18 protein-coding genes and 2 tRNA genes are annotated in these 19589 nt (G+C 61.9%); 7 read left to right on the plus strand and 13 right to left on the minus strand.

The window, feature by feature from the left end:
* Positions 1 to 2 precede the first annotated feature (2 nt).
* Positions 3 to 1265: an aspartate kinase gene (locus tag NFR47_RS01630; RefSeq protein ID WP_251213842.1), complete on the minus strand. Its 1263-nt coding sequence runs from the start codon at positions 1263 to 1265 to the stop codon at positions 3 to 5.
* A 7-nt stretch (positions 1266 to 1272) separates the two neighbouring features.
* Complete coding sequence (locus NFR47_RS01635; protein WP_251213843.1) at positions 1273 to 3408, minus strand: prolyl oligopeptidase family serine peptidase; 2136 nt, start codon at positions 3406 to 3408, stop codon at positions 1273 to 1275.
* Positions 3409 to 3498: 90 nt separating this feature from the next.
* On the opposite strand from NFR47_RS01635, the gene NFR47_RS01640 reads away from it, so the two are divergent.
* Positions 3499 to 4326 carry a 2,3,4,5-tetrahydropyridine-2,6-dicarboxylate N-succinyltransferase gene (locus NFR47_RS01640; protein ID WP_251213844.1) on the plus strand — a complete coding sequence of 276 codons (828 nt, stop codon included), beginning with the start codon at positions 3499 to 3501 and terminating at the stop codon, positions 4324 to 4326.
* 45 nt (positions 4327 to 4371) lie between these two features.
* On the opposite strand, the gene NFR47_RS01645 is transcribed toward NFR47_RS01640, so the two are convergent.
* From NFR47_RS01645 to NFR47_RS01660, 4 genes are all read right to left on the minus strand, one after another.
* Entirely contained in the window at positions 4372 to 4842 is a 471-nt protein-coding gene (locus NFR47_RS01645; protein ID WP_251213845.1) for a methylated-DNA--[protein]-cysteine S-methyltransferase, read from the minus strand.
* A 1-nt stretch (position 4843) separates the two neighbouring features.
* Positions 4844 to 6877 carry a S9 family peptidase gene (locus NFR47_RS01650; RefSeq protein ID WP_420838546.1) on the minus strand — a complete coding sequence of 678 codons (2034 nt, stop codon included), beginning with the start codon at positions 6875 to 6877 and terminating at the stop codon, positions 4844 to 4846.
* Positions 6878 to 6968: 91 nt separating this feature from the next.
* Positions 6969 to 7655 carry a hypothetical protein gene (locus NFR47_RS01655; RefSeq protein ID WP_251213847.1) on the minus strand — a complete coding sequence of 229 codons (687 nt, stop codon included), beginning with the start codon at positions 7653 to 7655 and terminating at the stop codon, positions 6969 to 6971.
* Between the two features lie 56 nt (positions 7656 to 7711).
* Positions 7712 to 8716: a glucosaminidase domain-containing protein gene (locus tag NFR47_RS01660; RefSeq protein WP_251213848.1), complete on the minus strand. Its 1005-nt coding sequence runs from the start codon at positions 8714 to 8716 to the stop codon at positions 7712 to 7714.
* Positions 8717 to 8804: 88 nt separating this feature from the next.
* Here NFR47_RS01660 and NFR47_RS01665 point away from each other — a divergent pair, with 88 nt between their 5' ends.
* Together NFR47_RS01665 and NFR47_RS01670 are read left to right on the plus strand one after the other, a co-directional pair.
* The gene (locus NFR47_RS01665; RefSeq protein ID WP_251213849.1) at positions 8805 to 9407 is read left to right on the plus strand and encodes a DUF4254 domain-containing protein; all 603 of its coding nucleotides are present in this window, start codon (positions 8805 to 8807) and stop codon (positions 9405 to 9407) included.
* A complete protein-coding gene (locus tag NFR47_RS01670) occupies positions 9394 to 10443 on the plus strand; it encodes a glycosyltransferase family 9 protein (RefSeq protein WP_251213850.1) in 1050 nt (349 codons plus the stop codon). The genes NFR47_RS01665 and NFR47_RS01670 overlap by 14 nt, the downstream gene beginning before the upstream one ends.
* A 116-nt stretch (positions 10444 to 10559) precedes the next feature.
* On the opposite strand, the gene gltA is transcribed toward NFR47_RS01670, so the two are convergent.
* From gltA to NFR47_RS01685, 3 genes are read right to left on the minus strand one after another with little or no spacing between them, the layout of a single operon-like run.
* Positions 10560 to 11954 carry an NADPH-dependent glutamate synthase gene (gene gltA, locus NFR47_RS01675; protein WP_251213851.1) on the minus strand — a complete coding sequence of 465 codons (1395 nt, stop codon included), beginning with the start codon at positions 11952 to 11954 and terminating at the stop codon, positions 10560 to 10562.
* A 24-nt stretch (positions 11955 to 11978) separates the two neighbouring features.
* Positions 11979 to 12860 (minus strand): sulfide/dihydroorotate dehydrogenase-like FAD/NAD-binding protein, encoded by an 882-nt coding sequence (locus NFR47_RS01680; protein ID WP_251213852.1) that lies wholly within the window; start codon positions 12858 to 12860, stop codon positions 11979 to 11981.
* A gap of 17 nt (positions 12861 to 12877) precedes the next feature.
* The gene (locus tag NFR47_RS01685) at positions 12878 to 13954 is read right to left on the minus strand and encodes a DUF1573 domain-containing protein (RefSeq protein ID WP_251213853.1); all 1077 of its coding nucleotides are present in this window, start codon (positions 13952 to 13954) and stop codon (positions 12878 to 12880) included.
* A 126-nt stretch (positions 13955 to 14080) separates the two neighbouring features.
* Between NFR47_RS01685 and NFR47_RS01690 the strand changes: the two genes are divergently transcribed.
* Both NFR47_RS01690 and NFR47_RS01695 read left to right on the plus strand, forming a co-directional pair.
* Positions 14081 to 14154, plus strand: a tRNA-Asn gene (locus NFR47_RS01690).
* Between the two features lie 167 nt (positions 14155 to 14321).
* Positions 14322 to 14396, plus strand: a tRNA-Val gene (locus tag NFR47_RS01695).
* Between the two features lie 193 nt (positions 14397 to 14589).
* Here the strand turns inward: NFR47_RS01695 and NFR47_RS01700 are convergent.
* The 3 genes from NFR47_RS01700 to NFR47_RS01710 form a co-directional block, all read right to left on the minus strand.
* The gene (locus tag NFR47_RS01700) at positions 14590 to 15870 is read right to left on the minus strand and encodes a type II toxin-antitoxin system HipA family toxin (protein WP_251213854.1); all 1281 of its coding nucleotides are present in this window, start codon (positions 15868 to 15870) and stop codon (positions 14590 to 14592) included.
* A complete protein-coding gene (locus NFR47_RS01705; protein ID WP_251213855.1) occupies positions 15864 to 16211 on the minus strand; it encodes a helix-turn-helix domain-containing protein in 348 nt (115 codons plus the stop codon). The genes NFR47_RS01700 and NFR47_RS01705 overlap by 7 nt, the downstream gene beginning before the upstream one ends.
* Positions 16212 to 16308: 97 nt before the next feature.
* A complete protein-coding gene (locus NFR47_RS01710) occupies positions 16309 to 16680 on the minus strand; it encodes a winged helix-turn-helix transcriptional regulator (protein WP_251213856.1) in 372 nt (123 codons plus the stop codon).
* Between the two features lie 188 nt (positions 16681 to 16868).
* On the opposite strand from NFR47_RS01710, the gene NFR47_RS01715 reads away from it, so the two are divergent.
* The gene (locus NFR47_RS01715) at positions 16869 to 17318 is read left to right on the plus strand and encodes a cupin domain-containing protein (protein WP_251213857.1); all 450 of its coding nucleotides are present in this window, start codon (positions 16869 to 16871) and stop codon (positions 17316 to 17318) included.
* Between the two features lie 69 nt (positions 17319 to 17387).
* Here the strand turns inward: NFR47_RS01715 and NFR47_RS01720 are convergent, their stop codons facing one another.
* Positions 17388 to 18395, minus strand: coding sequence for a LacI family DNA-binding transcriptional regulator (locus NFR47_RS01720; protein ID WP_251213858.1), 1008 nt, complete (start codon positions 18393 to 18395; stop codon positions 17388 to 17390).
* A gap of 162 nt (positions 18396 to 18557) precedes the next feature.
* Between NFR47_RS01720 and rbsK the strand changes: the two genes are divergently transcribed.
* The gene (gene rbsK, locus NFR47_RS01725; protein ID WP_251213859.1) at positions 18558 to 19466 is read left to right on the plus strand and encodes a ribokinase; all 909 of its coding nucleotides are present in this window, start codon (positions 18558 to 18560) and stop codon (positions 19464 to 19466) included.
* Positions 19467 to 19589 lie beyond the last annotated feature (123 nt).

Here is a 19589-nt window from a genome sequence, read left to right on the forward strand (position 1 = left end):
TCTTATTTCGCTTCGGCTTTCCGCACGATTCGCACCGTCGACTGGGTAGCCTGCCGGATGAAGACCTGCGGCCCGCAGGCGTAACGCTGCCACAGCCCGTCGGTATATCCGCGCACGGTCAGCAACTCCATCCGGCCGATTTTCAGCACGTCGAAACCCTCCTTGCGCAAGGCGTCGACCGCCTGGTCGATATGCCACGAATCGTCGACGCAAAGGCTCAGGTTGACGGCCGAATTGTGGACGAGGTTGGCCTTGATGCGGTAACGCTCCAAGAGCGAGAAGATCGCCGCGAACTTCTCCTCCAGCACGAACGAGAAGTCACGCGAACGGATGGTCAGCAGCACCTGGTCCTTTTTCAGTATCAGAATCGGCACCTCGACGGGCGCCGAGACGCCGCGGATGACCGTGCCGGGCTTGCGCTTGTCGCCGAACGGCCGGACGTAAAGCGGGATGTTCTTGTTTTGCAGGGGCTTGATGGTCCGCGGGTGGATAATCTGCGCCCCGCTGTAAGCCAGCTCGATGGTATCCAGGTAGTTGAGTTCGGCAATCTGCACGGCGTCGGGGAAAATCTTGGGGTCGGCGTTCAGCACGCCGTCCACATCTTTCCACACGGCCATCGACTCGGCGTCGAGGATATGGGCCGCCACGGCCGCCGAGTAGTCGGAGCCCTCGCGCCCGAGGGTCGTCGTCGTGCCGTCGGGCGCACCGCCTATGAAGCCTTGCCCCACGAATATCCGTTCCGGGCGCCCCTCGACCTCGGCCCGCAGGCGCGGCGCCGAAGCGGCCAGATCGACCTCGGCGTCCTTGTGGCGCTGCTCGGTGACCAGCGCCCGGCGCATGTCGACCCAACGGTTCGGAACCCCGGCATAGGCGAGGTATTCCGAAATGATGGTTGTCGAAATCAGCTCGCCGAACGCCACGATGCGGTCGTACCACAACTCGGCGTCCTCGGGGTTGTAGTCGCTGCGGGACGTCACCTCCTCCAGCTCGGCGAAGAACGCTTCGACGCGCTCCAGCCGCACGGGACCGTGCCACAGCTCCTCGATGATGGTCGCATGGCAGTCGCGCAGCGCAGCGATTTCGGCCGCCACGGCCTGCCGGTCGGCCTGCTGCACCCCGGCGAAAACCCGTTCCAACGCATTGGTCGTCTTGCCCATGGCCGAGACGATGACGAACAGGTCGCGCTCGTCGCCTATGATTTTCAGCAGGTTGCGCACCCCGTCGGCATTGCGGACCGACGCTCCTCCGAACTTGTAGACCTTCATCGGGCGCTTATTTTTTGACCGGGCGATAGGGCACGCCGATATTCTGGAACAAGAAAGCATACATGTCCGTAGCCTCGTCGATGCGCTTCGAGGTGGGTTTGCCCGCGCCGTGGCCCGCGTTGGATTCGATACGAATCAGCACAGGAGCTTCGCCCGCCTGGCAATGTTGGAGCTCGGCGGCGAACTTGAACGAGTGGGCCGGCACGACCCGGTCGTCGTGGTCGGCCGTCATGACCAGCGTAGCGGGATAGGCCACGCCCTCCTTTATATTATGGAGAGGGGAATATTTGTAAATGTACGAAAACTGCTCCTCGTTGTCCGACGTGCCGTATTCGACGGCCCAGCCCCAGCCGATGGTGAACTTGTGGTAGCGGAGCATGTCCATCACCCCCACGGCAGGCAGGCAGACGGCGAAAAGGTCGGGGCGCTGCACCTCGCAGGCGCCGACCAGCAGACCGCCGTTCGAGCCGCCGTTGATGGCCAGCCGGTCGGACGAAGTGTACTTGGCGGCAATCAGATACTCGGCCGCGGCGATGAAGTCGTCGAAAACGTTCTGCTTGTTTTCGAGCATGCCCGCCTTGTGCCAGGCCTCGCCGTACTCCGAACCGCCGCGCAGGTTGGCGACGCAGTAGATGCCGCCCTGCTCGACGAACATCAGCGCCGAGGGGTTGAAGCCGGGCGTGAGGTTGATCTGGAAACCGCCGTAGGCATAGAGCAGACACGGGTTCGTGCCGTCGAGTTCCATGTCGCGGCGATGGGTGATGAACATCGGCACGCGCGTCCCGTCCTTGGAGGGGTAGAAAACCTGCTCGGTGACGAACAATTCGGGGTCGAAACGCACCTCGGGCGCCTTGAAAAGCGCCGATTCGCCCGAAGCGATGTCGTAGCGGTAAATCGTGGCGGGCGAGGTGTAGTTCGACAGCGAGTAGTAGAACTGCGCGTCCTCCTTTTCGCCGCCGAAACCGCCGAGGGTGCCGATGGCGGGCAGGGCGACTTCGCGGACGGGCTTGCCGTCGAACCCGTACTGAACGACCTTATGCTGTGCATCCTGCAAGTAGATGGCGAACAGGCAGTCGCCGCCCGTCGAAACGCTCTCCAGCAACTGCTCCTTTTCGGGGATGACCACCTCCGGCTTGCCGGGACGGTTCAGATCGAGCTTCAGCAGACGCCGGTTCGACGCTCCGTCGTTGGAAGTATAGAAAAACTCGTCGTTGCGGCACTCCACGAACTCATAGTCGGCGTCGAAACCGGGCAGCAGCGTGCGGAACTTCTTCTCGCCGATTTTCCTGTAGAGGATTTCGGTGCCCGAGGTACCCTCCGACGCGACCACGAAGAGCCACTTGCCGTCGTCGCTGGGCCAAGCCGAGAAGTAGCGGAGCGGATGGGCCGCGTCGCGGTACACCAGCACGTCGGCCGACTGCGGGGTGCCGAGGAGGTGATAGTAGACCTTCTGAAACTGGTTCTGCGACGAATAGACCCCCTTTTCGGGAGCATCGTAGGCGCTGTAATAGAAACCTTTGGAATCGGGCGACCACGTGGCGCCCGAGAACTTCACCCACTCGATGCAGTCGTCGGTCAGCTTGCCCGAAGCCACGTCGAGCACCCGGATCTGGACCCAGTCGGAACCCGAAGCGGCCACGGCGTAGGCGCAATATTTGCCGTCCTCGGAGAACGAGACGTCCGAAAGCGCCACCGTACCGTCGTCGGACAAGGCATTGGGGTCGAGGAAGACCTGGGCCTCGCCGTCGGGCGCGGCGGCCCGATAGAGCACCGACTGATTCTGCAACCCGTTGTTATGGAACCAGTACCACGCATCGCCATGCTTGGCGGGGATGCCCTGCTTGGGATAGTTCCACAGCTCGGTGAGCCGCTCGCGGATGGCCCCGCGAAACGGGATCTGCGCCAGATAATCGTCCGTTACGGCGTTCTCGGCAGCGACCCAGGCGGCCGTGGCCTCGGAATTGTCGTCTTCGAGCCAACGGTAGGGGTCGGCCACCTTCGTGCCGAAGTAGTCGTCGACCACCTCGCCGCGCGCGGTGTCGGGATAGGGCTGATGCTTGATCTGTTTCATCTGCGAACAACTTGCTGCAATCATCGCCGCGCCGCCCGCAAGGAGCACGGCCATACGTACCGATTTGAACATGGTGGGGGATATTAACGTAGTTTTATCAAGGCAAAGTTAGAAAAATTTGCCTAACTTTGTCTCTCTGCGAACGAAAACAACGGAACCGTTATGTACGAAGAACTCAAAACGATAATCGAACGCACGTGGGAAGACCGCACGCTGCTCGGCAGCACGGAATCGCAGGAAGCGATACGCCGTGCTGTGGAAATGGTGGACAAAGGCCTGCTGCGCTGCGCCGAACCGCTCGACAGCGCACAGGCCGGGTGGCAGGTGAACGAATGGGTCAAGAAAGCCGTCATCCTCTACTTCCCGATTCAGCCCATGCGCAAGATGGAGGCGGGCGAACTGGAGTGGTTCGACAAGATGGAGCTCAAACACGGCTACGAAGAATTAGGCGTGCGGGTCGTGCCCCACGCCGTGGCGCGCTACGGCGCCTACATCGCCCCGGGGGCGATTCTGATGCCGTCGTATGTGAACATCGGAGCCTACGTCGACACGGGGACGATGGTCGACACGTGGGCGACGGTAGGTTCGTGCGCCCAAATCGGCAAGCACGTGCATCTGTCGGGCGGCGTGGGCATCGGCGGCGTGCTGGAACCCGTGCAGGCGGCGCCTGTCATCATCGAGGACAACTGCTTCGTCGGTTCGCGCTCGATTGTGGTGGAAGGCGCCCGCATCGGCCGCGAAGCGGTCTTGGGCTCCAACACGGTCATCACGGGCTCGACGCACATCATCGACGTGACGGGCCCCGAACCAGTGACCTACAAGGGCTATGTACCGCCCCGCTCGGTGGTTGTGCCGGGCAGCTACCGCAAGCAATTCCCGGCCGGCGAATACAGCGTCAGCTGCGCCCTTATCATCGGACAGCGCAAGGAATCGACCGACAAGAAAACCTCGCTCAACGACGCACTGCGCGACTTCGGAGTATCGGTATAAAAATAAATAATGAATAGTGAATAATTGCCCGGCAGCAAAAACCGATTATTCATTATTCATTGATTCCAACGCCAGCAGCTTTTCCTTAACCTCCAGCCCGGCGGCATAACCGACCAAGGCGCCGGAAGCCCCGACGACGCGGTGGCACGGCACGACGATGGCAATCGGATTGCGGTTGTTGGCCATGCCGACGGCACGGCACGCCTTGGGACGTCCGATGCGCCCGGCAATCCGCCCATAGGAACAAGTCGCGCCATAAGGGATTTCCCGCAGGGCGGCCCACACCTGCTGCTGAAAAGGCGTTCCGGCGGGCGCCAGCGGCAAGGTGAATTCGCGCCGCTCGCCTGCGAAGTATTCGCGCAGCTCCTCCACCGCCTGCCGAAGCACGGGCGGCAAATCTCCTGCCTGCCCGACAGCGGGCCCCGCCGCCCCGAAACGCACGGCCGTCACCGCCCGCTCCGTCGCCGTGACGGTCACGGGCCCCACGGGCGTATCCAACCGGACCGAACGCTCCATCCTACAAGTGTTCGAGCGTGTAGTCGATCATCTTCTGCCGCACGTTGGCCGTATCGTCGGGCATCATCGAGTGGTTCTGATCGGGATAGACCATCATGTCGTAGCGCTTGCCCGCGCGGTTGAGCGCCCGCGCCATTTCGGCCGTGTGCTGGAAATGCACGTTGTCGTCGGCCGTGCCATGGATAAGCAGCAGCCGCGTGCGCTTGTCGTCGAGCAGCCGCGCCAGCCGCAGGGGCGAATGGTCGTCGTAGCCCGCCGCATTGTATTGCGGCAGGTTGTTGTAGATTTCGGTGTAAATCGTATCGTAGTAGCGCCACGAAGTCACGGGCGCCACGGCAATGGCCATCTTGAACAGCCCGTGACCCTTGAGCGCGCAGCTCAGCGCCATGAACCCGCCGTAGGACCAGCCGTAAATGCCTATCCGCCCGGCATCGACCCACGGCTGAGCCGCCATGTGGCGGGCCAGCGAAAGCTGGTCTTCGGTCTCCATCGCGCCCAAGCGTCCGTAGGTCTGTTTCTTGAACCGCTCGCCGCGGAACCCCGTGCCGCGCCCGTCGGCCGAAACGACGATATAGCCCTTGTCGGCCAACGCATCTTCCCAATCGAGCGACCAGCGGTCGGCGACGGTCTGCGACCCGGGACCCGAATACTGCGTCAGCAGCACCGGATAACGCCGCGAGGGGTCGAAACCGCGCGGCCGGACGATGCAGGCGTTGAGCGTGTCGCCGCGCTCGGTGACGAAGGTGAAGAATTCCTTCGCCGGGCGCTGCGTGGCGGCCAGTTCGGCCCGCAAGGCGTCGTTGGTCTCCAGCGTGCGCACGGCCGTTCCGTCGCCCTTGCAGATTTCGACCCGGTTGGGGGTCGCGGCCGACGAATAGGTCGAAATGTAATACTTCATCCCCGAGCTCGGAGCGATGGTATAATACCCGTCGTCCGGGGTCAGGCGGCGCTTGTCCTTGCCGTTGAGCGCCACGCTGTAAAGGTTGCGGCGCAGGGGCGAAGTCTCGGTCGAGAGGAACCACACCCGTTTGGGCGTTGCGGCGACCACCTCGGTCACCTCCCACGGCCCTTTGGTCACCTGGGCGAGGAACCCGCCGCGGATGCCGTAGAGGTAGAGGTGCATGAATCCCGTGTGGCTCTCCTGGCGCACCAGAAAACGCTCCTTGTCGATGAACGTGACCGTCCGGTCGTCGACCCGCTCGACGTACTGCTGGGCCCGCTCCTCGTAGATGGTCCGCTGGGCGCCGTTGGGTTCGCACAGCTGCACCTCGAACGTATTCTGCCGCCGGTTGATGCGGTGGTACCACAGCCGCCCGTCGGGCGTGAAGCCGATGCGGGGAAGGTACTGGTCGCTGTCGGGCCCGGTGTCGATGCGCTCGCGCTCCCCGGTGGCCAGGTCGACGACGAAAAGCTGCACCTTGGAATTGGGGTCCCCGGCCTTGGGATACTTGAACGAAAAGGCCTCGTTGTGCAGCTTGCCGTCGAAACGCATCATCTGCATCGTGGGCACCTCGCGCTCGTCGAAACGCAGGTAAGCTACCCGGCGCCCGTCGGGCGAAAAGGCGTAGGCCCGTGTCAGCCCGAACTCCTCCTCGTAGACCCAGTCCGTGGTGCCGTTGATGACGGCGTTCCACTCGCCGTCGGAGGTCAGCCGCCGCGTCTTGCGGGAAGCCATGTCGTAGAGATAGAGGTCGTTGCGGTCGGAGTAGAGAATCGCCGAGCCGTCGGGCGAGAACGACGCATCGCGCGGCGCCTGGGCGTCGGGCAGGACAGGCTCCAGCGTCTGCCCGTCGGAAAGATAGTATTTCGTGGTGTACGAATGGCGGTAGATAGGCGTGCGGCCCGAAGCGACGAGCAGGCAGCGCTCGTCGGGCGAAAAGGCATAGTCGGCAATCCCCGTCGAGAGAGACCGGGGCAGCAGTTTCTCGCCGTCGCCCGCCTCGGCATAGCCGTAGCGGACCACGTTGTTCTCCTCGATGACCGTATAGTGTTCGCCGTCGTTCATCGACCGGATGCCGCCGACGCGCCGGTTCATGGCCCGCAGGCGGGCGATTTCGTCGTACTCGCCGCCGGCCTGCGCCGCACCCAGCGCAAAGAGCCCCAGCAGCAGGAAGATAACTTTCAACTCACACGTCTTTAGTATCGAATTCGTAGCCCAGGCGTTTGCCCGTCACGAATTTCGAGTTGTCCATCTTGGTGTTGAACTGGTCGACGGTCACCCGCGCCAGCGTCTCGTAGGGGGTGGTCAGCAGGTCGAAGCCGAGCGCGAAGTCAATAGCCTCCTCGAGCACCGTCACCAGGGCGTCGCGGTCGATTTCCGCCCGCCCGAAGTCGGCGGCCCGCAGCGAAGTCTGCCCCTTGCCTTCCACGAAATAACGGCGTTCGCGGTTGATGAAGAGCCGCCCGATCAGATAGCCCTCGTCGGCGTTGCGGTTGAACTTGAACGAATCCGACAGAAAGTTGTAGATGTTGACCACGCCGCAATAGGCGTTCTCGGCGTCGGCCTGCACATAGGGCGTCTGCCGCACGGGGTGCTGCGCATCGAAGTCGAAAACGTCGGTGTGCATCTGGAAAATCAGCACGTCGTTGGCCACCTGCAGCTGCACCTCGAACTTGCCGCGGTCGCGGTATTCGATGCGCACACGGCGGTCCAGACGGCCGTCGAGCTGGTCGTCGAGCTCCGAAGCCATCTCCAGCAAAGTCTCCTTCAAGAGGTTGAAGACCGCGAACGTGTGGTCGAAGACCTTTTGCTTGAGGGTCGACTTGCGGACCAGCGTGTCGAGAATCCGCGCTCTGAGCGGGGTTGTATCCATAAAATCGTCGGTTTGCCGTTCCGGGCCCCTGCGGCAGAACCGCAGCCGCGGCGGAACTATTTGATTCTTATTTCCTGTCCCTCACCCAGGCGGAAGCCTTTCTTCAGCCCGTTGAGTTTTTCGAGCGAACGCGTGCGGATGCCGTAGGACTGCGCCACGGCCCACGTGGTTTCGCCCTCGTGGCAGATGTGGTGCCGGGCATTGCCCCGCCATGCCGTCTGCTTGCGCTCGATGAAGACCACTTCGCCCCATGCGGGCTGCGAGCGGCGGCCCTTCACGTCGTTGAACTTGCGCAGGTTGCCCGCCGACAGGCGGAATTTGCGGCCGATGTTCTCGAACGTGTCGTTCTCCTTGGCAAGAACGTAATGCACGCCGTTGGTAGTATATACGTTATAGCCTTCGTGGGCGTTGATGGTCACACGGTAGTTGTCCGGGTCGATCAGGTAGCCGCCCACCGCCAGCCGTTCGGCGTCGCTGTACGACGTCTTGGTGATCTCCTCCAGCGACTTGCCGCTCTTGTGGGCCGCATAGACCCGCTCGCCCTGCGGCTGGTCGAGCAGGTAGAGCTTCATGCTCTCGATGAGCCGCACGAGCCGCTGCGCATAGTCGGGAGCCGTGGCGTAACCCGCGGCCTTGAGCCCGCGCGCCCAGCTCTTGTAGTCGGTCGACGGATAGGCGAAAAGCGAATCGTAGCGGGGCTGCGTGTCGAGGAACACCGCGTGGTCGTGGTACGAGGCTTCGACCGATTCGTAGGCCCGGAAACATTCGTCCGGGGCGTCGTCGTCGTGGAAGACGCGCGGACCCGTCCAGCCGCGCTTGCACTTGATGCCGAAATGGTTGTTCGATTCGACCGACAGCCGGCTGTTGCCGCTGTCCGATTCGAGGATGCCCTGCGCCATGGTGATGCTGGCCGGGATGCCGTAGCGCTCCATGTGGGCCACGGCGATGGACTTGTAGCGCTCGACGTACTCTTCGCGCGTGAGGCGGCTCTGGGCCGCGGCCGGAGCCGATGCGAAAAGCACGATTCCGCCCAAGAGTATTGCGGTTCTGGAAAAAATCATTATCTTTGTTTTGGGTTTGCCTGACAAAGGTATTACTTTTCGCCGAAACTGCAATAACGGAACCGCAACAATAAACCTTGCTGAAGCTATGTTCACCCCAAACGCCCTCGCGATTTTCAGCCGCGCCATCGACGACTACCACCGCTTCGACGACGTGGACCGTCCCGTCGAGAATCCCTACGAAGCAGGCTCGCTCGACCACCTGCTCTACCTCAAGAACTGGATCGACACGGTCCAGTGGCACCTCGAAGACATCATCCGCAACCCCGAAATCGACCCGGCCGAAGCGCTTCTGATCAAGCGCCGCATCGACCGCTCGAACCAGGAGCGCACCGACATGGTGGAGTATATCGACTCCTACCTGCTGGACAAGTACAAGGACATCGTTCCGGCACCCGACGCACGGCTCAACACCGAGACCCCGGCCTGGGCCGTCGACCGGCTGTCGATTCTGGCGCTCAAAATCTACCACATGGAGCAGGAGACGCGCCGCACCGACGTGGCCGACGCTCACCGCGACGCCTGCCGCCGCAAGCTCGACGTGCTGCTGGCCCAGCGTACCGACCTCTCGCAGGCCATCGAGGAGCTGCTGGCCGACATCGAGGCGGGCCGCAAGTACATGAAGACCTACAAACAGATGAAGATGTACAACGACCCGGCGCTCAACCCGGTACTCTATGGCAAAAAATAACCCGCATCCGCCGCGGCATCTGCTGGTGATCCGCACTTCGGCGATGGGCGACGTGGCCATGCTGCCGCACGCCCTGCGCGCCCTGCGTGCGGCCTACCCCGAGCTGCGGATCACGGTTGCCACGCCGCGCCTGTTCCGTCCTTTCTTCGACGGGCTGGGCGTCGATTTCCTGGAAGTCGACACCAAGGGGCGGCATCATTCGCTGGTGGGCATGTGGAAAGCCGCCCACGAGGCGTGCAAGCTGGGCATCGACGGGCTCGCCGACGTCCACGGCGTCATGCGTTCCGAAGCGTTCCGCCATATCATGTGGCTCCACGGCGTTCCGGTGGCCCATATCGACAAGGAGCATTCCCAGAAGCGGCAGTTCATTCGGCAGGGAGGAGCCAAGGCTGCGCCCCTGCGCCACACCGTGTTGCGTTATTGCGACGTCTTCCGACAGCTGGGGTTCGAGTTCGACGACCCGACGCCCGCCGTGCCGCACGAGCGGCCCAACCCCATGGGCGACAAGCACGGCCGCTGGCTCGGCTTCGCCCCGTTCTCGGCCCAGCAGGGCAAGACCTACCCCGACGACTTGGCCCGCGAAACGGTCCGGCTGCTCGCCGCCCGGTGCGAACGGCTCTTCATTCATAGCGGCGGAGGGTCGGAAGCGGAGTTCGCCCACGAAATGGAGCGCGCCTACCCCAACGTGACGGCGCTCTACGGCAAAATCGGGCTGAGCGACGAAATGAACCTCATCGCCCACTTGGACTGCGTGGTGTCGATGGATTCGCTGGTCATGCACCTCGCATCGCTGGTCGCCACGCCCGTGGTATCGGTGTGGGGCGCCACCCATCCCGGCCTGGGATTCCTCGGCTGGGGCTGCGACCCGCGCCACGTACTCCAAGCCGACATGCCCTGCCGCCCCTGCTCGGTCTACGGCGCCAAACCCTGCCGGTTCGGCGACTACCGATGCCTGCGCTCCGTCACGCCGCAGATGATTGCCGACAAGGTCGACGAAACGATTCAAAATTCAGAATTGAGAATTCAGAATTCATAATTATCCGTTTTCTCAGAAAAGACCGGGGCATTTTCGCAAGAAGACCCGGCATTTTCGCAAAGACCGGACATTGCACTCGAAAGCAATGCCCGGTCTTCTTTTCCGCAAGAGAACTTTCAACCGCGAATTTTCCCTCGGATATATTCGTCTATCGCCTTGGCGGCCGTGCGGCCTGCACCCATGGCAAGGATGACCGTAGCGGCTCCCGTCACGGCATCGCCGCCCGCAAAGACCCCTGCGCGCGTCGTCGCACCCCCGGCATCGGCCGTGATGCAGCCGCGGCGGTCGGTCTCCAGCCCCGCCGTCGTCGCGGCCAGCAGCGGATTGGGCGAGGTGCCCAGCGCCATAATCGCCACGTCGCACTCGATGTCGAATTCCGAACCCGGTTTCACCACGGGCGAACGGCGGCCGCTCGCATCGGGTTCGCCGAGCTCCATCTCCACGCAGCGCATGCCGCGCACCCAGCCGTCGTCGGTACCCAGCACCTCCACCGGATTGGTCAGCATCCGGAAACGGATGCCCTCCTCCTTGGCGTGGTGGACCTCCTCGGCACGCGCCGGAAGTTCGTTTTCGCTCCGGCGGTAGACGATCGTCGCTTCGGCGCCCAGACGGCGGGCCGTCCGCACGGCATCCATCGCCACGTTGCCGCCGCCGACCACCACGACCCGCTTGCCTACATAAATCGGCGTGTCGTACTCCTCGTCGTAAGCACGCATCAGGTTGGCGCGCGTCAGAAATTCGTTGGCCGAGACCACGCCGTTCAGGTTCTCGCCCGGAATGCCCATGAAGCGCGGCAGTCCGGCACCCGAGCCGATGAACACGGCATCGTAGCCTTCCTCGTCGAGCAGGGAATCGACCGTGACGGTCCGGCCCACGATGACGTCGGTTTCGATTTCCACGCCCAGCCGGCGCACCTCGTCGATTTCGCGGGCCACAATCTTCTCCTTGGGCAGGCGGAACTCCGGAATGCCGTAAACCAGCACCCCGCCCACCTTGTGCAGCGCCTCGAAAATCTTCACCCCGTAGCCCATCTTGGCCAGGTCGCTCGCGCACGCCAGCCCGGCCGGACCGCTGCCTACCACAGCCACCCGACGGCCGTTGCGGGGCGGCAGTTCCGCGGCGGCAGGTTCCTGCGCCAGCTTCCAGTCGCCGACGAACCGTTCCAGCTTGCCGATGGCCACCGGCTCGCCCTTGATGCCCAAGATGCAGGCACCCTCGCATTGGGTCTCCTGCGGGCAGACCCGGCCGCAAATCGAGGGCAGCGAGCTGTCGCGGGCTATGACGGCCGACGCCCGGGCCATATCGCCCTGCCGCAGGGCGTCGATGAATTCGGGAATCCGCACCCCCACGGGGCAGGCAGCCACACAGCGGGGGTTCTTGCAGTTCAGGCAGCGCGACGCTTCGAGGGTCGCTTCTTCCGGGTTGTAGCCGTAGCAGACTTCCTCGAAGTTGGTCGCACGGCGTGCCGGGTCTTGTTCGCGCACAGCTACGCGCGGTATCTTCGTTGACATGGCGTTGTAAGGGTTAATAGCGGACTATTTATCCAATCCGATTTTACACTGGTGTCCCGCTTCGCGTTCGGCCGCAATCGCTGCCGCGCGCTGTTCCTGCGTGCGGTACATCCCCTGGCGGCGCATCGCTTCGTCGAAATCGACTTCGTGGGCGTCGAACTCGGGTCCGTCGACACAGGTGAAACGGGTCCGCCCGCCCACGCTCACGCGGCAGGCTCCGCACATCCCCGTGCCGTCGACCATCAGAGCGTTGAGCGACACGGTGGTTTTCAGCGCGTATTTCTTGGTCGTCAGCGCCACGAACTTCATCATGATCATCGGACCGATGGCCACGCATTCGTCGTAACGGCCGCCGTCGGCAATCAGTTTCTCAAGCAGCTGCGTCACAAGCCCCTTGAACCCTTCGGAACCGTCGTCCGTAGCGATGTGCAGGTTCTTGGCCACGGCGCGCATTTCGTCGGCATAAATCAGCATCTCCTTGTTCTTGGCCCCGATGATGACGTCGGCTTCGACACCGTGTTCGTGCAGCCACTTCACCTGCGGATAGACCGGCGCCGTGCCGACCCCGCCGCCGATGAAGACATAGCGCCGCGAACGCAGCTCCTCGGGCGACAGCCGCACGAATTCCGACGGATGGCCGAGCGGCCCCGCGAAATCGGCCAGCGCATCGCCGGTCTCCAATGCGCAGATTTTGCGCGTCGAAACGCCGATGGTCTGGGTGACGATGGTCACCGTGCCGGCTTCCTTGTCGAAATCGGCGATGGTGAGCGGAATCCGCTCGCCGCGTTCGTCGGCGCGGACGATGACGAACTGCCCCGGCAGCGCCGAAGCCGCCACACGCGGCGCGAGGATTTTCATGAGCCAGATGCCTTGGGCAAGGCACCGCTTTTCGAGAATGGGATACATCTGTCTGTGTTTGGGTTTCAGTCTTCGATGATGGCCGTCAGGCGCACCCGCCGCATGGGGCGCACGGGGTCGTTGGTCACCAGCAGCAAATGGTCGGTCAGCAGTCCGTATTCCTGCACCGAGGGGTCGAGCACAAGTTCCACGCGGCAGCTGCCGCCGGGGGCGATTTTGCGGCCCGCCGTCAGCCCCACGCCGATTCGGCCACTATGTTCCACCGCGCGGACAATCAGCACGCCGCGCCCCTCATTGGAGAGGACGAAACTTTTGCGCACCGCGGACGCCGAATGTTTCACCGGGCCGAACTTGACAATCATGTCGCTCAGTTTCGCCTGCGGCGCGTTCTTGGAGGTCACCGCCGCCGGGTCGTCGGCCCCTATCGCATGCGCCGTCAGCGAAACGTCGCTCCTGCGCCCGTCGACCCACACTTCCAGCGCATCGCGTATCGTCCCATAATGGGGTTTCCCGGCAGGAAGCGTATAGCGCAGGTTGATTTCGCCCCGCTCGCCGGGAGCCACCGAACGCGGATAATCGGCTGTGAGCAGCCCGCTCGAAATCCGGGGCCGAAGCTCCAGCCGCACCGGATGGCCGGAGGTATTCGCATAGCCGACAGCCATCTGCTTCTGCCCGCCCTGATATATATAGGTAAAGGCACAGAGCGTTCCGTCCAGCCGGAGCCCGGAGTCTGCCTCGAACGGATATTGTTCCCCGATCGTCTTCTCCCGCGGCACGACCGTGCCGGAGACCGTCAGCGTCGCGATTTTCTTCCGCTCCGACGAATAGACGCCCAGCGATTTGGAAAAGACGCCCGGCCGGTTCATCGGGTCGTAAGTGACCGTCACACGGGTCGAATCGCCGGGCAGCACGGGCCTGCGCGAAAACTCCGGGACGGTACACCCGCACGAAGTCACCACATCGAGCACCACCACGGGCTCCGCGCCCCGGTTGACGCCCGTAAAGGTATGGCTCACCCGCCCGCCGCTCTCCTCGATAGTGCCGAAGTCCCACGCGGCAGGCGCGAACACCAGCTGGGCGCAGGTCTCACCCGCGCAGCCCAGCGCCATGAAAATGAGCAATATTCGCGTTATCGAATTCATCGTCATCGGTCGGTTCTGCCATGCAAAGGTACATTTTTTGCGAAAATTTCGCACAATAATTTTGCGGGAATGAAATTTTGCTATATATTTGCACTCCGAAACGATGACACCGAGTGTCGTTCCGAAGCCTGAATAGCTCAGTTGGTTAGAGCACATGACTGTTAATCATGGGGTCCTAGGTTCAAGTCCTTGTTCAGGCGCAGATGTGCGAGGGTTGCACGAGGTTCTTTCAATAGCAAGGTGGTTCTGAAGAGCCGCAGCCGGGATGCCGGCAGCGACGAATCCGAGACCTGCGGATAAAATTTTCGTCCGAAAATTTGGAGTTCGCAAAAATTGAATTACCTTTGCAGTCCCAAGCCATTTTTAGGGGAGCTTAGCTCAGCTGGTTCAGAGCGTCTGCCTTACAAGCAGAGGGTCGGGGGTTCGAATCCCTCAGCTCCCACAGAGAAACGAAACATCAAGACAAAGCCACTCTTTCGAGTGGCTTTTGTTGTTATCGGCATGGACGCAATTAGTTGCAGAAGATGCCGATCCGACAAAAGAGCCCGTACGCAATCCGGCTTTGTCTTCGGGGGGGGGCTTCTTTTAGGCGCCACGGGGAAAACAAGCGCAGCGAGTTAATTCCCCGCGGGTTCCTACAACTTCAGCAGCATGTTCGGCGCAATGGCGTCGATTACTTTCTGCGACACCCCGCAATCCGCGGCAATCGCAGGCCAGCGGGAAGCGGCATCGCAGATTCCGTCTATGATTTGCGGCGCATTCTTGATGTTGTTCCGCGCCGCACATTCCAGCAAATCCCGGCGCGTAATATCGTCGAATTTCCCGTTGACCGACATCTGGTGCGTGCTCGTCCAAACACCGTCGGGATTGTAGGCATAGCCCATATCATACGCGGGCGACAGGCGCCACACACCGTCCTCGCCCATGAGAAACGATATGTTCTTCGTGTGGTCGTCCTGGTTGCGGACCACCACGTTGAAAACCATCCGGCGGAACATTTCCTGCGCATCCGAATAAGGCAGCCGCAGGACCCGCATGACGTTGAACGCCTGCTCGTAGGAATAGGCGCGGTGAATCCCGTAGTCGTAGTGCGCAATGCCGCACAAGGTCTGCATGTGCACCTTTTTCCCGCCGACCCGGTCGAAACGCTTAGTCAGAAAATGGGCCCGGCCGCTCTCCTCGATAAGCGAGCATTCCGACATCCCGATGCCGCACTCGCGGACCAGCCGGGAAAACGAATATTCGAGCCGGCCGTAGTTGCCTGTTTCCCGGAATCCGGCTTCTGCCGACACGCCGTCCAGCTTGATCAAGTAGTAGTCGAATCCCTCCGGAGCCTCGATCTGCCCCGAACGCACTTCGCCCGTCGTCTTGTTGTAGGCAATGATCGCCTTGGCCCGCTGCCCTCCGGCCGAAGTGCCGAGCCGCAGGATTTCCGCAATCGCCGCCCGCTTGTCGGCTTTCAGATTGGCCCCGAATTCCGCCTTTTCGGTCAGCGCGTCCCGCGCCACGTCGACCAGCGTGTCGAGTTCGATTTTCAGATTCGGGTCGTGAACCATATCCGCCGCCGGCTCGAATTCCAGCGCGCCCATGCACCGCTTGCCTAGGAAGCAGAGCGTCTCGACAGCGTTCCCGCTCGTCCGCCCCGTCAGCGCAAGCCATCGGTCGAACAGCGCACGGCCGTAGGTATCGGGCAGCGAATCCGCCAGCAGCCCGGGCAGCCCCTTGAAAGTCGGCCGGCTGAGTTCGCCGAACGAATAGACACGCCCCGGCCGCACGGGCATCATCAGCGGCGAGGGCTCCATCCCCCTGCCCGCGAAATCCCGGTCGTACTCGAACTGCGCCACCTCATGCCGGGTATCCCACCGGAACGTCCCCACATGGGTGCCGTACAGATTCACTCTCGCAACGTCTACCATTCCGATTCCTCTTTGTTCGTCTTCTCAAGGCGGCTCGTCGCGCGTTGCCGCGTCTTCTTGCGCGCCGAATTCACGAGTTCGTAATATTCGCCGGGGCTCAGTTCTTCCTCCTCGACCAGCGGCTGGAAAACATCCAGTTTCCCCAGCGTCCGCAGTAGCCGCAGCAGCGAATCGAACGACCCGATTTCGCCGCCCTCTATCTTTTTTACGGTCGAGAGCGACACTCCGGCCGATTCCGCCAGACTGCTCTGCGTAATGTTCTGCCGCAGTCGAAGATTTTTGATTTTGTTGCCGATACGCTGTAAAATCATCGTATCGGAAAGCGCATAGAGGTCGCCCATAACAGCCGCGAATTAAACCATTACACCGCAAATATAGCAATAAAATCCGAATTTACAACCATTAACACCGGAATCGCGAACCGCTTTCCCGCATGAACTATTCGGCTGCCTTGCCCCGCTCCCGCATGATGGCCTCGAAATTTTCGACCGCCCAATCGCACAAAGCCGACAGACAGGGATACAGCGATTCGGCCCTTTCGGTCAGCCGATACTCCACCCTCGGCGGCACCTCCGCATAAACCGTGCGCTTTACGTATCCGTCTTCTTCCAGCGTCCGCAGGGTGACCGTGAGCATCTTCTGCGAAATGTCCGGAATCCGGCGCTGAAGCTCCTTGAAACGCAGGGGAGCTTCCCCGCTGCAATGCAGCGTATGCAACACCAGCAACGACCACTTGTCGCAAAAACGCGACAGAATATTGCGGATAGGGCAGCCGGGATATAGGACGGCATCGGTATCGGTTCTTTTCATGGCTTTTTATTGTACGGTATACAAAAGTAAGCAAATAAATTTTCCACAGCAAACATTTTTTTTCGCATTGCCAACATCCTCGCACCCAGCTTTAGTTACCTGACAGTAACCGACTTACCACGAAGTGCCTACTTGACAAAGCCAAAAACCGACCCTAATTTTGCGGCGTACAACAAACACAAACAACCATGAAAAATCTCGCGCAACTCTTTGCCGGGCGCAACTGCACGGCAATCGACGCTGGCCGTTTCGACCGCTTGGGCGAATACGTCCTCGACCTCGGCCCCGAAATCCGAATCCCCGGCAAGGTTTTCTGCGGGCAGGCCCTGCATGCAACCGGAGCCGAACTTTCGTTCCAGTCGTTCGCTCCCGGGACGGAGACAGGATTCCTGCACTCCCACGAGACCCACGAGGAGCTCTATGTATTCCTCTCGGGCCACGGCGAATTCCAGGTCGACGGCTCCGTCTTCGCGGTCGGGCAGGGGTCTGTCGTGCGCGTGGCTCCCGAGGGCAGGCGCTCCGTGCGCAACAACGGCAGCGAACCGCTCGTCATGCTCTGCGTGCAGTATCGCGCCGGCACATTCACCGCCGCCGATGCCGCCGACGGCCATATCCTGCCCGGCCCGGTCGAGTGGTAACCACCCCTCCGCCAACACGAATGCCCGCTTTCACAGCGGGCATTTCTTATAAGGTATGTGCCGAAACGTTTACAGCCGCTTGACGGAAGCGCTGATGACGAACTGCGCCGGCAGCTCGATGGACGCATTGGCATCGGACTGGCCGTTGATTTTCCCCATCAGAATCTTGATGGCCAGCGTGCCCATGTTGTTGATGGGCTGGCTGACATGGGTAATCGCCGGGTCGAGCAGGTCGAAGTACGACGAATTGTCGAACGACACCAGCGAAATGTCCTCGGGCACGTGCAGCCCCGATTCCCGCACCGCCTTGATGGTTCCGAGCAGAATCGTGTTGCTCATGGCGAAAATCGCCGTCGGGCGCACGCCCGAACTGAGGGCGAGTTTGGTTTCGAGATAGCCGTTGTCCACCGAGAAGCTCGCGCCCCGCACCATCGCCCGGTCGGCAAGTCCCGCGTCCTGCAACACATCCAGGTAGCCTTTCACCCGGGCTTTCACGGGCGAGGATTGCAGGTTGCCGCGGATGCAAAGAATATCACGGTGGCCGCACGCGACCAGATAGCGCACCGCCTCGACGCTCCCTTGGTAGTTGTCGGTGCAAACATACGACAGCTCCGAATTATCGTAGTGACGGTCTATCAGCACCACGGGCGTCGCAGCGTTCACGCTCTCAAGCAGCGAGGGGTCGTTGCCGCACGGCACCACGATGATTCCGTCGACCTTGTGCGACAGCAGCGACCGGATGCCCGCCTGTTCGTCGGCTTCGCTTTCGACCGAATCGACGATGATGATGGTGTAGCCCAGGCGCTTGGCTTCGGCCGTCACGACCGACGCAATCATGGCGAAGTAGGGGTTGCCGATACACGGCACCACCAGTCCGATGGTGTGCGTGCGGTTGGTCCGCAGCCCCTTGGCCAGCAGGCTCGGCGTATAGCCGCAGCGTTTGGCTTCCGATTCGATCAGCGCAATGGTTTTGGCACTGATGCGGTAGTCGGCGGCCTGTCCGCTCAGCACCCGCGACACGGTCGACACCGAAAAGCCCGTCCGCTGCGAAAGACTGATGATCGTCTCCTTCTTCATACGCCCCTGATTTTTAGTATTCCACCACAAAATTAGCAATTTTTCCATCAAAAACCGCGGCTTTTCGTTGCACTTCTGAAAATTATGAATATATTTGCACAAACGTTTGTGCTAAACAGCAACCCAACCCAAACCCCAATACCAACCCAAAAACCTGCGCAAATGAACAAAATAGTCGTTTTAGGCAGTTCCAACACCGATCTCGTGGTCCGCACCGGCCGCATGCCGCTGCCCGGCGAAACCCTGCTCGGCGAGCAGTTTATGATGACGGCCGGAGGCAAGGGCGCCAATCAGGCCGTGGCGGTCGCCCGCCTGGGCGACGGCGTGACCTTCATCGCCAAAGTCGGCCGCGACATGTTCGGCGACAGCTCCGTGGCGGGCTACGAAAAGGAGGGCATCGACACCCGCACCGTCCTGCGCGACGACACCGCCCCCTCGGGCATCGCCGTGATTACGGTCGACGCCCAGGCCGAGAACAGCATCGTCGTCGTTCCGGGCGCCAACAACAACCTCTCGAAAGCCGACGTCGACGCGCTCCGCCGCGACATCGAATCGGCGCAGTTCCTCCTCATGCAGCTCGAAACGCCCGTCGAAGTGGTGGCGCACGCCGCCGCCATGGCCCGCAAGGCCGGGGTCAAGGTGATTCTCAACCCCGCACCCGCTGCCGAGCTGCCCGCCGAGCTGCTCGACGGACTATATATCATAACCCCCAACCGCACCGAAGGGCAGATGCTCACCGGCATCGAAATCAGCGATTGGGAGAGCGCCGAGCGGGCCGCGCAATCGTTGGTCGGCAAGGGGGTGCAGAACGTCGTCATCACCCTCGGTTCGCAGGGTGCGCTGGTCTGCGACGGCAAGAACTTCGAGCGCATCCCGGCCCGGAAAGTCAAGGCCGTCGACACCACCGCCGCAGGCGACACCTTCAACGGCGCCATGTGCGTGGCCCTCTCCGAGGGGGCGACCCTTTCCGACGCCGTGCGGTTCGCTTCGCGCGCTTCGGCCATCGCCGTCACCCGCCTGGGCGCTCAGGCGTCGATTCCCTACCGCAAAGAGCTGGACGGCAAGGAGTAACTTTTCGGCAGACCGGGTAAGCCGCATCCAATGCACCTTTCCGCCAAGCCGGATGCAGAGCCGAACTCGTCCAAGCCCTACCGAAACCGAAAAAGCAACATACCAACAAACTACATAAACCTA

The sequence above is a fragment of the Alistipes muris genome (genome assembly GCF_943193205.1).
In the GTDB taxonomy this organism is placed as follows: Bacteria; Bacteroidota; Bacteroidia; order Bacteroidales; family Rikenellaceae; genus Alistipes; species Alistipes muris.